Source organism: Paenibacillus sp. FSL M7-1414 (assembly GCF_038003195.1).
In the GTDB taxonomy this organism is placed as follows: Bacteria; Bacillota; Bacilli; order Paenibacillales; family Paenibacillaceae; genus Paenibacillus; species Paenibacillus amylolyticus.
The window spans coordinates 6,699,618-6,718,648 of record NZ_JBBOOS010000001.1; the positions used below are offsets into that span (position 1 = coordinate 6,699,618).

Sequence of the window (19,031 nt, forward strand, 5' to 3'; positions counted from 1 at the left end):
AATCACCAGCTACATGAAGGAGCGAGGATATGGAACTTCTGCGAACAACTCATCTGGGCAAGATTTACAGCGGCCAGGTCATGCACCGGGCACTCGGCGATATATCGTTCAGCGTCGAGAAGGGCGAGTTTGTCGGCATTATGGGGCCATCGGGCAGCGGCAAGACGACGCTACTACAGTTGATCGCGACGATCGACAATCCGACTTCCGGTGAAGTGCTCATCGACGGCCAGAACCCACACCAATTGGGCCACAACGCGCTCGCCCGGTTCCGCCGACAACAGCTTGGATTTATTTTTCAAGACTACAATCTGCTTAACACACTGACAATTTTAGAAAATATCGTGCTGCCACTGACGCTGGAAGGTGAGAAGGTGCGCACGATGGAGGAGAAGGCGCAGAGAATCGCTGACAGGCTTGGGATCGCCTCCATTCTGGACAAGTGGCCCTATGAAGTATCTGGCGGACAGGCGCAGAGAACGGCCATCGCCCGGGCGATCATTCACGAGCCGAAGCTGCTGCTGGCTGATGAACCGACAGGTAACCTCGACTCCAAATCATCTCGGGACGTTATGGAGACGCTGACGGCGATCAACCGGGCGGACGGGGCGACAATGCTGCTTGTCACGCATGACGCGCTAGCGGCCAGCTACTGTCACCGTGTGCTGTTCATCAAGGACGGTGAACTCTACAACGAGATTCACCGCGGGGACAGCCAGCAGGCGTTCTTCCAAAAAATCATCGATGTACTGTCACTGCTTGGAGGGAATGCGCATGACCTTTCAACAATTCGCGTTTAATAACGTCATGCGCAACAAACGCCTGTACATAGCGTATTTTCTCAGCAGCGCATTTGCGGTGATGGTGTTTTTCGTCTATGGCGTTTTCGCCTTTCATCCGGGGCTGGCAACGAGAGAAATCGGCAGTCCGGTAACGATCGGATTACTAGTGGCGCAGATGCTCATCTACCTATTCTCATTCTTCTTTGTCCTTTATTCAATGAGCGCTTTTATCAAGTCGCGCAGCCGAGAGTTCGGATTGCTGGTCATGTTCGGCATCACCAATATGCAGCTCCGGAGGCTCGTATTTATCGAAAATATTGTGATTGGTTTCGGCGCCACGCTGACTGGCGTCGCGTCCGGGCTGGTACTATCCAAGATATTGTTGCTTGCGGCGGAGTCGCTGATTGGGATGGAGGAAGAGCTCCCCTTCTACATGCCGTACCGAGCGCTCGTTCTGACCTTTGCCGCGTTCATGCTGCTTTTTCTGGGCATCTCGCTATTCACGGTGCTGTTCTTTCGTGGCAACAAGCTGATTGACCTACTCAAAGGATCCACCAAGCCCCGGCCTGAGCCCCGCGCTTCGATCTGGCTGTCACTCGCGTCGCTCGCACTGATCGGTTGTGGATATGGTGTGTCGCTGGTCGTCGAAGGCTTGATGGTCGTGTATGCATTGCTGCCAGTGACAGTGGCGGTCGTCGTCGGGACGTACTTTTTGTTCACTCAATTGAGCGTATATACGATCCGCGGCTTGAAGCACAACCGGAGGCTATACTGGCGACGAACGAACTTGTTGTTTTTCAACGATCTTGCATATCGGATGAAGGACAATGCCCGCACTTTTTTCCTTGTGACGATCCTGTCGACTGTCGCTTTCTCAGCAATCGGTGCCCTAGTCGGGTTCAAGACGATCCTTACTGAGTCGATTGAAAAACCGTTCGCCTTTGAATATATCTCGTATGCGGGGAACTCTCCGGAACAGGCCGCCTCGGCGGTGGATGTGATCGAACATAAACTTTTCGTGGAGGGAATTCCCTTCACGAAGCTACAGGCCGAGCTGCGCTCTTACAAACGAGCCGAGAGCAACGAAACGGTGATGATCGTCAGCGAGTCAATGTACAACACATTTGCCGTTGTCGCCGGGGATCAGAAGTTGAAACTAGGAGCGAACGAAGCGGCTATCGTCCAGTACAACTCAATAGACGGAAGAGGCGAATCCTTCGACGAGCAGGAGCTGGCCGTGGAAGGCGGCGGAAAACCACTGTTGATCACACAGAGTGCCTCCTTCTTAATGTCGGAGTACATGTCGAAGTACAACAAGTACTATGTCATGAATGATGACCGCTACGAGCAGCTGCCAGAGCCGCAATCGTCCGAGGGCTACTATGTGTTCGCAGTCAGTGACTGGAAGGCGACAGAAGCAGTCGGCCAGCAGCTGAACAATGAGATTGGCCACTCCAAGAATGATAGCTTCTTCTCACTCGCGTTCCACATCAAGCAGTTGCTTCAGAGCTATAGCGCAGTGATGTTCGTTGGGTTGTTCGTTGGCGTGGTATTCTTTGTGGCGTCCGGCAGCTTCCTCTATTTCCGACTGTACACGGATCTGGATGATGACAAGGCGAAGTACGCTTCAATCATGAAGCTCGGGCTGACCAGCCGTGAGCTGTCGAAGATCGTCACTCGCCAGATGGCTATTCTGTTCTTCCTGCCGATTGCCATCGCGCTCATTCACGGTGCAGTGGCACTGACGGCACTGCAGGGCATGTTCAATTTTTCGCTCATCAAAGAGTCGATAATCGTGTTGAGTGCATTCGCGATCATTCAAATCGTGTACTTCCTAGTTATCCGCAGCGGCTATTTGCGGCAGCTTCGGTCCGGTGGAACCGGATAATCTCGTATTAAAGAACGGTTACAAGGGGACGATTTGTACGACCTGTTCATGCAAAGAGACAGAAGAGTATAGCAGATTGCCGATAGAGGACGTCCTGTAAACGTATTATCGTAATGTTGATATTCCTGTTTTTCGGGATTACGTCATGTGGCGTCATCTAACAGCTAAGAATCGGTATTATGTTGGGTGAAGTTAGCTGTTTCTATTGTCGGCCCCGACGATGTTTATTACAACATGCGCAAAAAAACTAACTGCGTGTAAACCATTATTTTTACAGTTGTGTTTGAGATGGCGAATATAGTATCGCAAACTATGACTATAAAGCGATTTTTCCATAGTCAGTCGTGCATTTGATTGCGGAGTTCCTGCATACCCTTCGTTCTACTCCTATGTGTCTCTTTATGCTGCTGCCGTTAGGACTAGTGGCAACAATTGCCTACTTCAAAAAAATGGATAATCACTGAGGTAGGCTGGTTGGAGTTCTCCATTGTAAGTTGGAAATTCAGGTGGAGGTGGGATTTTGTTTCAATGGGATATTGATATGTTCCGGACGATTAATGATCTGGGCAAACAGTTTACTTTTCTGAATCCAGCTGCTGTATTTGTGGCGGAATATATGCTGTATGTACTAGCGTTAACAATGCTTGTTTATTGGTTCACCCGCAGCAGCCGGAATCGGATGATGGTTATCCAGGCAGGGCTTGCTTTTGTTCTGGCAGAGATCATCGGTAAATTGGTAGGCAAGTTTTATGAGCATTATCAGCCGTTCGCGGTATTGCCAAATGTCAACAAACTCCTAAACCATGATATAGATAATTCTTTTCCGAGCGATCATACGATTTTGTTTTTTTCCATCTCTGTCTCCTTCTGGCTTGTCCGGAGAAAGGGTGGGTGGCTCTGGCTGGCGCTTGCTTGTTGTGGTGCTGTCTCCCGCGTTTGGGTTGGAGTTCATTATCCAATAGATATCGCAGTGGGAGCGTTGATTGGCATCATTTCAGCTTTGTTCATCTATTGGTTGGCACCAAAGCTTGGGATTATCAGGCGGTTTCTGGCTTTATATGAAAAAATGGAACAGCGCGTATTACCTGTCCAACGTAAGTCTGGTAGTATGTAAATTCCCGCCAGTACCAGGTTTGTTACGATATGTCGAAACAATTGCTATGTATCTGGTCTTAAACAAAAATGCGCAAAACGTACACTGTGTAATTAAATCCAGTAAACTCACCGATTTCCGTACACTAAGGAACGCAGCACAAAGCCAATTATATGGTATTTCTTCTTGTTATTCAGGCCAAACCAACCAAGGAGAAATAAGCAGGTATTATCTTTAGTGGTTTGTAGCGCACAATAAAAAGCGGTAGCAGGTCTAGAACTTCTTGGTTCCTAGATTGGCTACTGCTTTTTTTACGAGTCTTTAATAAGTGGATTTATGATTTTGATCCCTTTATTTTGCCGAATGATTGTTCCTTTCAGCGTAAAGTACAAAAAAAAGCCTAGTTATGTTGGCTATCATAGCCACAAGGCTTCAAGTCATCCTACAGCCCTTAAGCTCCGAATGATATTTATTCTGCCCCTCTCTCCTTAACGAAGAACCATAATCCAATTGCAAAGAAAAATATAATATAGATGATGTCTATCATTAACGATATAGGTAAGCCAACTAATTCTGATTTATGTTGTGATGTGCTCCAGTAGACACTTAAATCATCGTGATGAATGAATAGAATGTGCGTCCATGATATGGATAAAAGGCTATTTTCAAATATTAACTGAAAAAAGTATAACACTAAGCTTCCGCCTACCCCGAAAGCAGCTGATCTCGTCCATACGCCTATAAATGACGCTAAGCTTGCATATAGGCAGCATTGCAATACGAGAGCTCCGATAATGTATATAACAACTGTCATGTCCCCCCATTGAATGTTTTGTGGAACTGCTAAGAGATTTAATACCAAAGAAATCAGGAATATACTAAAAACACCCGAACTGATGAGCAAGATCATCGCAACAATTTTGGCAAAATACAACCGTAAGCGCGAAGAAGTATGCAGAAATAGCTGTTTCAGAGTACCATAATGATACTCATCCGTCCAAATAAGAGGGGACATAACTATCGCCCAAGGTAAAATAACAAGCATTCCCGATAAACTAAGCAAAGAACCTACCATTTGAGCCACTGTAACATCAGCCTCAAGACCACTGATGTACGACGAAGACAACAGTAACGTCATCACAATAAAACCAAGGTGTGAAAAAATAAAGACTTTTTTATTCACTATCTTCAAACATTCATTCCATATCAACTTAACTCACCCCCATCTTGCACAGTTGTCCATTCTAAAAACTTATCCTCTAAACTGGTATGTGCCTGGAACACCCGATGAACGTTCACATTAGCATCACATAATGTTCGGATGAGCTTTGGAACTTGACCTTCATCAATAGCTATTGTAATAGTATACAGGTGGTTGGATAATTTATCCAATTGCTTATATTCCAATGCATTTTGATCATGCCTATACAAGTTGGCCATAACTTCTCTTGTTCGCTCAATGTTATCAATATGAAGAGTAATACAGAAGAAGTCATCATTTATACCCTTACCAATTTGCTGTTCTGTCACTAAACGACCATGCTGTATAATGATCACTCTGCGCGCCATCTGCTCGATCTCTGATAGTTGATGGCTAGAGATTACAATTGCTACTCCCAAGTCGGCAGCTATTCGATTTAAGTAGTTTCGTGTTTCCCGCACACCAGCAGGATCGAGTGCATTCATTGGCTCATCCAAAACTAGCAACTTTGGCTTACGTAGTAGTGCTTGTGCTATACCCAGTCTTTGCTTCATTCCCATGGAGTATGTGCCTACTCGCTGCTTAAGCGCATATTCTATCCCGACCAGGCTAGCCACCTCTGACAGCCACTCTTTACTTGCATTTCTGTGCAACCGCTGATATTGGCGTAGATTTTCATATCCGCTTAAATATGGATAGAATGCAGGGGCTTCAATCACGGCCCCCACATTAGGGAGGGCTTTAGAGAAATTAGTCTTAATGCTATAACCTGCGATATGAATGTCCCCGGCACTTACTTTGCTTAGACCAACCATCATCTTCATCGTGGTTGTCTTGCCCGCTCCATTGGCACCAAGTAGTCCGATAATCTCCCCTGCTGCCACATCAAACGATATGTCTTGTACAATCAACTTGCCCTTAATTTCTTTCGTTAGGTGTTTTACCGATAATATCGTTTTCAAATGTCTCCCTCCTCAATGTATCTGTGCAACTCAATTTTGTTTAATTCAACAAGAAAATCCTTTATATTACAGATTGTAATATACTTTACAGCATCTTATCTAGAAAATAAAAAGAGCCCATGGTCTAATCCGTGTAGAATAAAGTCACAAACAACTACATTCACACAGGAGAATAAGTCCATGAGATCCTCACATCTACTTGATTGAAAACCCGCCATATAAAAACAGTTATGAACTCATTTCTTGATAGTAATATTGATAATAGCTTGAAGTATGTAACAACTGATTGTGATTTCCTACATCACAAACCCTTCCATTCTCCAAGACAATAATCATGTCACTGTTCATAACGGTCGATAACCGATGGGCAATCACAATTCGTGTGCATTTAATACTTGATAAATATGCATCTACTCGAGCCTCAGTTATATGATCCAATGCACTCGTTGCTTCATCTAATACAAGTATTGATGGGTTATTTAAAATTGCCTTGGCTAAGGCGATTCTTTGTCGTTGTCCTCCTGAAATATTTCTACCCATTTCAGCTAAAACTGTCTGATATTGCATCGGCATCGACATAATTTCATCGTGAATATTTGCTGCTTTTGCTGCCCGCACTACTTCATTCATAGTTACACCATCCTGGTGCATGACAATATTATCAAAAACACTACGATTGAATAATGATATATCCTGCGGCACTATCCCCATCTGTTTACGTACGTATTGCATGTCCAAATCCGATGTTCCATAACCATCATAGTATACCTCACCGGATATCGGGGCAAATAACCCAATTATCAAATGAGCTAAAGTTGATTTTCCAGAGCCAGATTGTCCAATAATGGCTATCTTCTGTCCTAATTTGATGTGTAATGAAATGTCATTTATAACGATCGGACTATACTTTGAATAGGAATAGCTAACATGTGATAGTCTGATGTCACCTAGTACTTTTAATTGCAGTTTACCTTCATTCTGCTCAGGTGGAGCTTCCAACACGTCATGAATTCGTTTCAAAATAGTAGTCGTAAGAATATATGAATTTATCGTATTCATGAGGCTTGATGATGTAGTAAAAAGAAGAGTCGCAATCGCTTGAAATGAGACAACCATACCAACAGTCATAGAACTGTATTCCCCTGTAATTAACATAACGCCGATACTTAGCACAACGAGTGGTGACATAAATTGCAATCCATTGCTAATTGTTGTAATGTAGCTATTCAGATTTTCCTTACGGCGGTATACTTGCAATAAATGTTTGAATTTATTAAGCCATTGGGAATATACTTGTTGTTCTGTCCCTGATATTTTCACACCCATAATACCGTACAGCATCTCTGTCTGCACTGCTTGTACTTCTGTCGTAGCCACCACTTGTTGCTGATTAATCTCGGCTACATATTGTTTAGTGAAAATTACTAACAAAATATTTATACTCACAAGCAAAAATACAATCATCGCAAGCAATGGAGATATGAACAACATATAACCAGACAATACAAATAACATGAAGCTATCCAATATACCTGTAATCAGAGCGCCTGACAGCTGATTTCGAATTGTGACCAAGCTATTCATTCGAAAAAGCATGTCCCCATACGAGCGCAGTAAGAAGAACGGAAAAGGTAACTTCAATAAATGTGAAAAAAAGCGTGTCTGCATCTCATAGTCCAAAGCATTGTGTAATCGAACCAAAACACGACTGCGCACGAATGTAATTATCATGTAAGCAAGTAGAAAACTGACTACAGATATAAAAATCATTATAGATAAACTGGATTTTTTAGGGATCATAACTTCATCAATAACATGCTTCATGAATAAAGGCATACCTATAACTATGAATTGCAAAGCTAGTGTAATAAGAAAAACATATACAAACAGATTTTTATGCGCTTTTACATGGACTAAAACATCTAACCAAATATTTGGGCTTTTCTCAATGTCGATTTGTTCGGTTAACCCCACTGTCATTAAAAATCCAGAAAATTGCTCGCTGAAATTCTTTAATGACAGCTTAATTCTCCCAAAACGTGGGTCAACAATACGGGCATAATTATTATCTATCTTTTCCAAAACTACAAAATGACCTTGGTTCCAATGCAGAATGGCTGGTAAAGAAACTTGCTGTAATTGAAATTGATCAATATGTTCAATGCGATAAGCTTTTACATCATAGCCTAAGCTCACAGCAATTTTCTTTAGTTGCAACAGCGTTGTACCATCTCGTCCAACGTCTGCCCGTTCACGTAGGCGAGATAATGAAATCTCTTTCTTATGGTATGCAGATATCATTGCAAGGCAACAAAGTCCACACTCTGACTGATGCATCTGCTCGACATAGGGTACACGCCGACGAGCCATTACATTCTCTCCCTTCTACTTTGATTTAAGATCACACAGTTAGCCTTGAGATGGAAGGGAAGAATTTATCATTTTCCAGGTTTAAAATATTAGGAACTCTTTCCGGAAATGCCTGTTTTAATAGCCCAAATCCAATACCCGAAAGACCACCCATTAATCCTTTAATATCAAATGCACGATGGACACCTGTGTTATTCCATGGTTGATCATTTAGAAGTCTGAGCAGATACGCTCTGACTATATTGATAGTATCCTCATTACGCTCCAAAACTGAATTAGCATAAAGTAATATTTCCAATTGTCCAAAATCACCATGACAATAGACAGGTTCTGTCCCAAAGCCTAATTTAAGAGTTGTTTCAAGCGCAATATTAATCTCTTGATCAATATGTGCATCCCAATATCCATTTTCCAACAATCGTAGTCGAGATAATAATATACCCGGTGCACCATGACACCATGTTACCCTTGCGGTATCATTAGGAGTAATCCAATTTTTCAATTCAGCACTATAGTTTGCACGCTCATACTGTAAACCTTTTTCAATATATTCAATGTACTTTTTATGTTGAGTGACCCTATATAACGATGATAATGAAGCAATAATTCCAGATACGCCATGGGAATACCCTACATAAGGCTTACTATTTGGTGTTGTCAACCAAATCATACTACCATCTGGCAAGGTTTGAGCATTCTGAAGCAAATGTTCAGCGCATTTCTCTGCACCTTGTAGCGCCTGTTTCCATCCGGTTCCATGATATACATGTAAAAGCACATCAATAGCTCCAGCTGCACCACCGATATAATCGAATGAGGTATCTTTATCAATGAGGTTACAGTAATAAGGAAGAAATTCTTTAACAGTTTGTAGTAAATCTTCATCATTCCATAAGCGTGATAATTGATAGGTAGTAAATACGCCACCACCAATGCTACCAACTTCAAATACCCCAACGTTTAACGATACATCATTTGATTGATACGTATTTCTCATAATTTCAATCAACGGCTGCAAAGCTTTTCGGGCCATATCTTTATAATTGTTATTTGTAGTTAGTTCAGATAAATAACCCAAAAATAAAGCAATTCCGCCATTCCCATTATAAAGATCATTTCCTACAGGAACGAGTCTCAGTTTTCTTTCATCCTCACTATTGGCTACTAAGCCAATCCATGTTATATCATCAGCTGCTGGACTTGAAGATATAACTGCTGATTGAACTAAACTTTCTCCAATTGAAATAGCTAATTGGACATACTCGTCTTTCCAATTAGACCCTAACACGTCGTTTGATTTTATAAATTGAATTTCAGGAAAACAATAAGTATAAAGATCAGGCTTAGATGACAAAACAGACATATTTAATAACTGTAACTGTTCTTTTAGGTCCTTCTCGCCCATTTTATCGATTTTGTTTATTACAACCTCTATACCTGATTGTTCAAATAACTGAGGGATTCGTTCATTATTAGATGACCAAGCATCTCTTTCGGACGGAGAAGTGTAAAAGATAGGGATATCCCCGTCTTCAATATCACGCATCTCGTGGGAAACAAATTTTAAATGTTTAGGATCGGCTAAGCATTGTAACCATAATCGATGCAAAACAACTTTACGATCTAATTCATCTCGTAATAAGTCAGGATGGTATAGGGTACGCATTAATTCACCATACGCTCTAGTATCTCGCACGATTACTCTAACTCTAACATCATCAAACTCTCGGATCATTTCTTTCAGTCTGTGCTTGTTTTCCATCATAATCCTGTAAGCTTGAGCAAAACCTTGTTCAATGTCGTCAATATAACGATAACTATCTACAACTTCATTATTATAATATGGAAGATTATAGGTCTTACTAGATTCTCCCTCCCCTTTTTCTAACCTCATTCGGTCTGTCCCTCTGTGAGTGAGATTCAGTACATTTGGTACTTTTTTTCCACCGTGTCCGAAAATACCACTGATGTCTATACCGGAGTACGTATCTGACTTAAAAATGTACTGTGGTAACATGCCAGAAGACATCACAGAATGAGATATAATTTCATATGCATGGCCACTGGCGTTATGTTCAAATTTCTTCGTACTTATATGTCTATGAAATAAGGATTCTAGATCAATTACAACAGGGCTAGATCCATGCGCAATAATATTCTCATAATGGAAGTCTGTGGCGTTAAACATATACATTATAGCCAAATTTACGCCCATGTTTTTGTAAAATCCACTAATTTCCTCAGTGGAATTGCACTCAGAATGCTCTACAAACTCTGTCCAGCCATAACTTCCACAATCTAAATTTTTTATCATTTTTGTGTGAGGAACGCCAAAATGCTGCATCCAAGACAAAATTTTGTAATATTCTTTATCAACTCTTAATGAACGAGGTTTATATACTAATTTGCCTCCTGTTGTAAACTCTAGAATCGTTACACTTCGTCCATCATGAGTATCACCTGCCCCAATATGTAACTGGACAAGCTTACCGAACTGGTTGACATCAGGCATATGTGAAACAATTTTTGGATAGTCAGCCTTGAACCTATCTAACACTTCACTAACATGGGCTGTCCATTTTTCAGTTATACGAAGCAATGAACGTATTAACACTGGGTATTCATTGGCCAATTGTCTTAAATACTCTTTATCATGTAGCAAATTTTCAAAGTACTGGTACCTCTGTTCTGGAGTTTCTCCTCTCAAAAGTCCCTGATTACTTAATACATTCAATTCCAATATTAAAGTTTTGTAACTGCAATCCATGATTCTTTCGAATAAAGAAGAAAGTAGCCTTTTAAAAAAAGAACTACTTGTATGTAAAATACGAGAATCTGAATCACTGATGTTTTCTTCCAATTTATTGATAGCAAGTAAGAGGAAACGTTCAGTAAATCCCCAAAATTCAGGCGGAGTAGCGGGAATATATTCATCCATTGAGTCAATTAGCAACAAATTTTCCCATTTCAATTCCCATGATGAGTCAATTTTTTTTATATTTGAAATAGTATCGACTTCTAAATTTGACACTTCTTTGAGACTTTTTTCCAAATATTCTTCTTTATCATAGAAAAATTTTGCCCAATATTTTATCTTTTCACTAGTATTTATCAATGTATAATAACAACCTTTCGATAATTTAGAAGAAACAGATAATTGATATACCTACATGGATAAGAGGGCATTTCTAGCTGTATCCTCGGCAGCATCATTTATAATGCTCCGATAATATCAGCAGAATGCCCTCCTTATAAAATCCATGTCAAACCTAACTGCATTATCATTCTGTTACTACCGTGTATCAACTAGCCCAATGATTGCAATAACATTTAAATTTCAGCTGTTTATTAACATACCCATGTCCATCCTGGGGTACAATCAGCCGTAATGCTCTTAACACAATTACCATCTGTAAAGCCTTGTGCCTGAGCACCACCAGCCACTGTATCCATCTCAGTGTCTGTCAATTCAGATAGCACACTTCCTACTGGATTATATGTAGCTGCATTAGTATTTTCCATTTGATTTTTCAATTTCATAGTTTTCACCTCCTTTCATAACTCATCCTGCTCAGCAGGGTATTCATTGTTCAATATGATAATAGTGTTCCAATTGGTTCTTAAGTACCAATTACTTATATGGGCAATATTACCATATGTATTTATGGAAGTAAATAGATTTAATAGATATATTTAAAAATATTTAGATATAATAAGTTTATTTGGAGATTCATATACATTTATATCGAAATTTAGTAGTTATACATTTCAAATTTTTTAACCTCATGAAGCTAATTAAAGGACTGATCCTAAAGAAACTAAAATCAATCACATAAAATTCTTTGAATACGAGATTGCTCAGAATGAGCAAAGGATTTAGCGAAGTAGAGCAACTTTCTGTAAACCTCTATGTGAAATCTGTATCGACCAAGGGAATAGCGTATACGGACGAATTCAAACAAATCTTTATTGCATCGAATCAACAAGGACAGCTGCCCAGAGAAACTTTTGAGTCTTGTGGATTCGATGTTCAGATCATCGACATGACCCGGATTAACGCCGCAGCCGACCAACGGAGAGCAAGTTACCAGGAACAAGGAGAACAGGAACTCACTACACTCATCCAGATTTTCAGAAGACAGTGAAACGTATGGGGCTTGGTCAATCGATGTCCAGACGAGGGAACTGCTGGGATACTGCACCGCAGGAGTCGTTCTTTGATCATTTTAAGGATGAAATCTCGTTAAAGAACTGCGCCAAACGGGATGAAGCCAAACAAGAAGTTAAAGCCTATATGTCTACTACAACCACTGGACTAAAGATCCCTAGTGTTGGCTTGTTGGCCTCAGCCTACCTTTTGCCGGATGCTAACTACGGCGAGTGTTTCATTCACATGAGAGAAAAACCACCGGATCAAAGATCGGCGGTTTTTCGTGTCTACTGCACGTTTCAATTCAAAATGTGGTAATCCATTTTTTAACTATTGAACCTGCCACAATGCAGGGACATTGGATGGTTCCCACCCAGACAAGGATGTGTGGGACTGCAAACATTTATACGTCTTACCGCTATAGGTGACCAGCTGTCCTACAGTATAGGCTGTATTCGCCTGCCAGGCGGAAACGCCCGGATTTGTCGTTCCTGCTGTTGTTTTCACGGTCACCGCATTGCTCGCAGCAGAACCATTCCCCGCCGCATCCTTTGCTTTTACCGTAAATGTATACGAGGTATCCGCTGCAAGCCCACTGATCGTTGCTGTCGTTCCCGTCACGGATGTCGCCAGAGCCGCTCCGTTGTACACATCATAACTCGTTACACCCACGTTATCCGTAGATGCCGCCCAGCTCAGCGTTATGCTGGATATTGTTTGCGCGGTTGATGCCAGATTCGTCGGTGCAGTTGGTGCTTGCGTATCACCTCCCGGTTGAGTCGTAGTGCTCACGTTTACAACATTACTGGCTGCAGACAGATTGCCTGCCGCATCTTTTGCTTTGATCGTGAAAGTATAGGAAGTACCCGCGGACAGGCCGCTGATTGTTGCGGTCGTTCCGTTGACGGAGGCAGCAAGATTGGCACCATTGTAGACGTTATACCCAGTAACCCCCACATTATCCGTTGAAGCATTCCAGGCCAGCGTCACCGAATTGGCCATCACACCTGTCGAGCGGGCATTACCGGGTACACTTGGCGCCGTCGTATCTGCTGGAGGCACTGTACCTCCAGTAGGCAGATCGGCTTTCAGTTTATTTTGGAGTGTTTTGTTCCGGTCACCGCTAAGCTCCCAGAACATCGCTCCGCCGAGTCCTTTGCTTTTGATATAAGCGGTTTTATATCCAATAGACTCCGCATCGTCATAGCTAATAAATCGCTTGTTGGTCGCATTATAGAGATATGGCACCTTGGCAATGTCATTCCAGTAACGCGTGTACCCGTTTTTGTTAATGTAGTTAGTCTCCAGATCATAAAAATCAAAGGAGCCTGCTTCCCATGTTCCAACGGAAGAACCTCCCGCGCAGGTCTGATACTGGCCATTACTCGCCTGTGCGCATCCATCCCAGCCACGTCCATAGAACGGAACACCAAGCACAAGTTTAGCGGCTGGTACGCCTGCATTCAAATGTCCTTGTGCTCCGGTAGCCACATTAAATGTATTGGCATCTGGCACCCCAGCAGCCGAAGCCGCAGGGTCATAGTTCAACGGCGCGTTATGCGCGCTGACTTTTTGCCAGGCCCCGTTAAAATCGTATGTCATAATATTAATCCAGTCGACGATGGCAGCTATATTGGCAAGCTCAGTATTCGCAGCATAGGTCGTCGATGCACCGCTTGCAATCGTAAGCAGATACTTCTTGCCGTCCACAGCTCCGGCAGCATCCAGCTTCTCACGGATTTTGCTCAGAAGCAGTGTGTAATTTTGCTTATCCTCAGGACGTTTGCTATTACCATCAAGTCCGCCTGATACCGGATACTCCCAGTCCAGATCTACTCCGTCAAAATTGTATTTCCGCAGGAAGTCGACGGCAGAGTTTGCAAATACCTCTCGCGTTGCAGCAGTCGCAGCTACATCAGAGAAGCGGTTGGACCATGTCCATCCTCCCACGGAGATGATTGTCTTCAGATTAGGATTGATCTGTTTCAGCTTGTTAAGCTGATTGATATTGCCTGCAATGGGCTGATCCCACGTATCCCCTGCAAATGTCTTTCCGGTATCGATCCATGGATCGCCAAGCACAATCGTTCCATTCGGTACATTGATTGTCTGGCTCTTCTCATTCTGACACGTCCAGGTCACCGGGTTAGGGCCCGAAGGGTCCGGATTTCCATGAACACCATTCCAGCAAATATCGGCAAACGCATAGTTGATATGCGTGACTTTGGTTGGGTCGATGTCCGTTACATTATAGTTTCTCCCATACGCAGCCCAGGACGGGTAGTAACCAACAATTTTATAAGAATCTGCAGCTGCTGCCGTAGCGGGTTGGAGCACAAAGGAAGGAATAATGACGGATAAGAGCAGGGATAGACCCAGGAGAAACTTTGCGGTTTTCTTGAAAGCAGTGTGTTTATTTAAATGTATCATCTAATACACAACCTCCTTTGTCGTTTGCGTGCTAAAACCATTCAGGAATGAACGATGTGCGCTCGAAAACTGGTTATTCGTATATGCATCCCAGTTGATTGACCAGGTCATAATCCCTTTTATCCCCGCATAGCCCGCAGGCTGGAGCAAGGTATAGGAACCGCCGTATGACACACCTTTGATTAGGTAATTCAGTGCCTTTTGCAGCTCGGCTGGCGTTGTATAACCACCTCCAGCAGCCTGCTGGGAAGCCGGTACACCGATGGCAATCTGATCCGGTCGTAAGGGACTAAAGAATGGGCCTGTGCTGCCGCCTACATGAAAGCCTTGAAGCAACATCTCCGCCATGGCCACATGGAAATCAGCTGTTCCCTGGGCGTAAGAGCGCCCATCCAGCCCCACCATGGAGCCCGTGTTATAGTGCTGCACATGAAGCAGGGTCAGGTCATTACGCAAGGCATGGATGACTGGCAAGTATGCTCCCCAAGGACCGCCGTAGCTCAGATATCCACCCTGTACATAGGCCGTCTCCGGCGCAGCCGTCAGGATGAAATTGGCGCCGAAGTGTGACTTAACCGCTTTCACGCCTTGGATGAGGTTAACAATTTTCGGTGTAGTTGGACTACGGAAATCGGTATCCCCTGCATTCAGAGACAGGGAGCTTCCTTCCAGATCGATATCTAGACCATTGAAACCATACGTGGAAATGATTGATTTTAACGAATCTTCGAACTGCTGTCTCTTGGTCGCATCGGTGAGCTCAATGGTACCGTTGGCTCCCCCCATGGATAGCAGTACTTTTTTCCCCTGGCTTTGCAGATAGGCAATATCGGATTTGAATTCGGCTACCGATGCATTGTATGGAGTAAAAGCAAGCGTTCCGCTGCCATGTGAAATCGGTTCGGCAAAGGAGACATTAATGACGTCATAGGCTGTTGATACGTTACGAAGTCTGATATTGGTTGAACCATTGTCGAAGTTATGCCAGTAGCCGATCAGCCATTTGCCGCCGGTTGGCCCAGGATTGGAAGATCCATTGGAAGTTGTCACACTGAGGGAGGTGCTCGCAGCGGATATATTGCCTGCGGCATCTTTGGCTTTTACCGTAAAAGCATAAGTCGTGCTAGCTGTCAGTCCAGTGACTACAGCTGTTGTAGTTGAAGTACCTGTCACAAGAACGCCGTTCCGGTACACCTCATACCCCGCCACGCCCACATTATCCGTGGATGCATTCCAGGAAAGACTCACGGAGGTGTTCGTGATGGAGGATGAAGTCAGACCCGCAGGAACAGAAGGTGGTGCCGTATCTGGCGTTGGCGTTTCCCCTCCCGAACCTTCCCCGACGTATTTCCACAACGCGGGCACAACAGAGGGCTCCCATCCGGTCAACGCCGTGTGGGCCTGAATACACTCATAATCTTTATTTTGATATGTTACGAGGTCTCCTTTCTTGTATGCGGTGCCTGCCTGCCACTGGGCGGCGGCATCGGCTCTCGGTGCAAACCACGAAATAAGTAGAAGAAATGTCAAAGCAAATGTAATGACCGGGCGGAATCGAACAGCTTGATTCAAGCAAAATCCCTCCTGTACTAAGGATACGTTCACCTTGCAAACAAAACTTCAATTGTCCACCTGCATCTGATCTGTGATCGATTAGAGCCAACCTCATTCAGCCATCTGATGTTGCGTGTCACTTCACTCCCTTCCCTTACCAAAGTGGACCTTCCCTCTCGTGTTCTTTTTTTGCAGACACCATCCAAATTTTACAGGGAATTTACAGATCCTCACCCTGTATTTAATCAGTAAACTGCAAAAGAGATAAGGGATAAAATAGTTCTATTGGGGGCGAAAAATGTAATATAGCGCACAAAAAAGGTTTTCGTTCAAGTCCTTAGGAGACTTGAACGAAAACCTATGTTAGATATTGCGCAGAGAAGAGGGCATATCTTACTGCCGCTGCTCCCCTCTCACTTCCAAAGGCTGCCATCCATCCACGCCGGACAGAATCAGAGGTACAGTGTACTCGGCCGCTTCCTGTTCGGTCAGTATTTTGGCCCAAGGCACACGATCAGCAGCACATCCGGCACCAGGCCCGGCGCTGTTATATTCCGCATACTGAACGGTCTGCTCTGCATCTGTCTTGTTCCAGTTGTGCCATCCCTCCCGCTTCACATGAGCGCCGATCCAGCAGTTCAGAAAACAGACTTTGGCATGATGACGCCACGGTCTGCCCAGATACACCGACTGCGGCGGAGCATTGCTGGTCAGATCACAGTCCAGAAACACATAGCCGTAACGCACATCCTCCGGCGTAGAGGCTGCGGTAATCCAACCGTTCACTTGTCCATCCGCAGCCTCCGCTTCAGTCAGGCGATTCTTCGTAAAGATCTCGCAGCCCTTAAACACCACCGTAGCCGAACCAAAAATAAAATCGATATCACCTTCGATGTAACAGTCCTCGAAATACTGCCGCAGTTTGCGCCGCTCGGCACCGTCGCGTGGCCCACCAAAATAACTGCGATCCATGGGCTGCTCAGGCAGCGGGCCGGTGAAGATCGTATCCTGGTGACCGATCAAACGACAGCGGCGAAAGACCGCCCGGTCTCCATCCACATAAACGGCCAGGGCCTGACCAACCTGCTTGCCCGGCCCGGCAGCATTTACGAAGGAAATCCCCTCTGCCGTGAAATCATCGGCACCAATGAAAGCCGTATAGGAATGAAACGTATGATATGGCGAACCATCCGGGAACTTCTTGAGTGCATGATCATCATACGTAATGATCGTCTGCTCCGCCCCCTCACCAATCAGGTGGATGCCCGGCTTCTCCATATGCAGCTTCTCATGATAGACACCAGCCTTCACTCGAATTGGAACGATTCCGATGCCATTCTCCGGCAGCGCATCAACTGCGGCCTGAATCGTCACATAATCCCCTGTCCCATCTGAAGCAACAGTCAGACAGGGAGCTGATGATTCCAATGCTGTATTTGGCAATCTCTGCTGCGTCATGGCAGTCGCTCCATTTCCAGTGCTGCCAGCAGAAGCGGAGCCACACCCATAAAGGAATCGCTTACAACCGCTTCGGTTACATAGTAGTTGTACGAGCCATCCCGATCCAGGCTTAGTCCTGCGCCATGACAGATCCCGTTTAACCGAACGCCGTCAGCCGTCTCCTCCACCAATCTGGAGGACAGTCCTTGCCATCCCTTCTCCGCCGTAGCTCTGAAATGTGGCTCCAGATACCTTAAGCGCACACCCTTCGCAAGTGCATATACAAACATGCTTGATCCGGATGCTTCCAGATAGTTGCCTTTGCGGAAGCCCTGATCCAGCACCTGGAACCATAACCCGCTCTCCTGCTCCTGCACGCGTACCAAAGCATGACACATCCGTTCGAAGATGCCGATGATGGTTCCGCGCTTTGGATGATTCACGGGGAAATGCTCCACGCTGTCTACAATCGCCATGGCATACCAGCCCATCGCCCGGCTCCAGAAGTGTGGCGAGCACCCTGTCGATGAATCTGCCCAGACCTGCTCCTTCGATTCATCCCAGCCATGATAGAGCAGCCCGGTCCGCGGATCACGGGTCTGGCGTTCGATCAGCAGAATCTGATGTGCCACTTCGTCCCACAGCTCAGGTCGATCAAACGTCTTGGCATACTCTGCAAGGAAAGGCGACGACATATACAATCCATCCAGCCACATCTGGAATGGATAGATTTTTTTGTGCCAGAAACCGCCCTCCGACGTGCGGGGTTGCCCTGCGAGCTGTGCTGCTAGGAGATGAGCTGCTTCTGCGTAACGCTGATCTTCAGCACCATCCAGTAATTCAAACAGGTTTTTCCCTTGATTAATCTGATCCAGATTATATTCTTCCAAAGTATAGGTGCCAATAGAGCCATCCGGCTGGATATACAGGTCCATATGTTTTTTCATAAAATCAACATACTCTTGTTTGCCATAATACTGCCCGGTTCGTGCCATCGCCATCAAGGTCATGCCTTCCACGTATGCCCATCGTCCCGAAGGGAACGCATGATAACCGTCCCCGTCACATTGCTGGATGATCGTTGCTGCAATTCGCTCAGACCAGGATAACTGTGTCTGTACCTGCATAAGCAATTCCTCCTTGAATGTTGTACTCACCTAA

Annotated in this window: 13 protein-coding genes and 1 pseudogene; 5 read left to right on the forward strand and 9 right to left on the reverse strand. The window is 44.4% G+C overall.

What is annotated here, in order from left to right; genetic code table 11:
* Positions 1 to 29 precede the first annotated feature (29 nt).
* The 3 genes from MHH92_RS29240 (at position 30) to MHH92_RS29250 (ending at position 3,784) form a co-directional block, all read left to right on the forward strand.
* Positions 30 to 800 carry an ABC transporter ATP-binding protein gene (locus MHH92_RS29240; protein WP_221820000.1) on the forward strand — a complete coding sequence of 257 codons (771 nt, stop codon included), beginning with the start codon at positions 30 to 32 and terminating at the stop codon, positions 798 to 800.
* Positions 775 to 2,670 (forward strand): FtsX-like permease family protein, encoded by a 1,896-nt coding sequence (locus tag MHH92_RS29245; protein WP_221820001.1) that lies wholly within the window; start codon positions 775 to 777, stop codon positions 2,668 to 2,670. Before MHH92_RS29240 ends, MHH92_RS29245 begins: the two co-directional genes overlap by 26 nt.
* A gap of 541 nt (positions 2,671 to 3,211) precedes the next feature.
* Positions 3,212 to 3,784: an undecaprenyl-diphosphatase gene (locus tag MHH92_RS29250; RefSeq protein ID WP_260632680.1), complete on the forward strand. Its 573-nt coding sequence runs from the start codon at positions 3,212 to 3,214 to the stop codon at positions 3,782 to 3,784.
* A gap of 448 nt (positions 3,785 to 4,232) precedes the next feature.
* Here MHH92_RS29250 and MHH92_RS29255 read toward each other — a convergent pair whose 3' ends face one another.
* The 5 genes from MHH92_RS29255 to MHH92_RS29275 form a co-directional block, all read right to left on the reverse strand.
* Positions 4,233 to 4,973 (reverse strand): ABC transporter permease, encoded by a 741-nt coding sequence (locus MHH92_RS29255; protein WP_221820002.1) that lies wholly within the window; start codon positions 4,971 to 4,973, stop codon positions 4,233 to 4,235.
* Positions 4,970 to 5,926: an ABC transporter ATP-binding protein gene (locus MHH92_RS29260; protein ID WP_340907469.1), complete on the reverse strand. Its 957-nt coding sequence runs from the start codon at positions 5,924 to 5,926 to the stop codon at positions 4,970 to 4,972. The genes MHH92_RS29255 and MHH92_RS29260 overlap by 4 nt, the downstream gene beginning before the upstream one ends.
* A gap of 228 nt (positions 5,927 to 6,154) precedes the next feature.
* On the reverse strand, positions 6,155 to 8,296 hold the full coding sequence (locus tag MHH92_RS29265; protein ID WP_221820004.1) for a peptidase domain-containing ABC transporter: 2,142 nt from the start codon (positions 8,294 to 8,296) through the stop codon (positions 6,155 to 6,157).
* Positions 8,297 to 8,327: 31 nt separating this feature from the next.
* A complete protein-coding gene (locus MHH92_RS29270; RefSeq protein ID WP_221820005.1) occupies positions 8,328 to 11,411 on the reverse strand; it encodes a type 2 lanthipeptide synthetase LanM family protein in 3,084 nt (1,027 codons plus the stop codon).
* A 233-nt stretch (positions 11,412 to 11,644) separates the two neighbouring features.
* Positions 11,645 to 11,836: a hypothetical protein gene (locus MHH92_RS29275; RefSeq protein ID WP_221820006.1), complete on the reverse strand. Its 192-nt coding sequence runs from the start codon at positions 11,834 to 11,836 to the stop codon at positions 11,645 to 11,647.
* Between the two features lie 323 nt (positions 11,837 to 12,159).
* Here MHH92_RS29275 and MHH92_RS29280 point away from each other — a divergent pair, with 323 nt between their 5' ends.
* Together MHH92_RS29280 and MHH92_RS29285 are read left to right on the forward strand one after the other, a co-directional pair.
* Entirely contained in the window at positions 12,160 to 12,441 is a 282-nt protein-coding gene (locus MHH92_RS29280; protein WP_221820007.1) for an HTH domain-containing protein, read from the forward strand.
* Positions 12,402 to 12,607: pseudogene (locus tag MHH92_RS29285) on the forward strand (IS3 family transposase); the annotation flags it as partial. The gene MHH92_RS29280 and the pseudogene MHH92_RS29285, both read left to right, overlap by 40 nt.
* Before the next feature lie 169 nt (positions 12,608 to 12,776).
* On the opposite strand, the gene MHH92_RS29290 reads toward MHH92_RS29285, so the two are convergent.
* The 4 genes from MHH92_RS29290 to MHH92_RS29305 form a co-directional block, all read right to left on the reverse strand.
* The gene (locus MHH92_RS29290) at positions 12,777 to 14,876 is read right to left on the reverse strand and encodes a glycosyl hydrolase family 18 protein (RefSeq protein WP_340907472.1); all 2,100 of its coding nucleotides are present in this window, start codon (positions 14,874 to 14,876) and stop codon (positions 12,777 to 12,779) included.
* Complete coding sequence (locus tag MHH92_RS29295) at positions 14,877 to 16,448, reverse strand: chitinase (protein ID WP_253504235.1); 1,572 nt, start codon at positions 16,446 to 16,448, stop codon at positions 14,877 to 14,879. It abuts the gene before it with no gap.
* A gap of 375 nt (positions 16,449 to 16,823) precedes the next feature.
* Positions 16,824 to 17,888: a pectinesterase family protein gene (locus MHH92_RS29300; protein ID WP_152682962.1), complete on the reverse strand. Its 1,065-nt coding sequence runs from the start codon at positions 17,886 to 17,888 to the stop codon at positions 16,824 to 16,826.
* Positions 17,885 to 18,997: a glycoside hydrolase family 88/105 protein gene (locus tag MHH92_RS29305; protein ID WP_340907474.1), complete on the reverse strand. Its 1,113-nt coding sequence runs from the start codon at positions 18,995 to 18,997 to the stop codon at positions 17,885 to 17,887. Before MHH92_RS29305 ends, MHH92_RS29300 begins: the two co-directional genes overlap by 4 nt.
* Between the last annotated feature and the right edge of the window lie 34 nt (positions 18,998 to 19,031).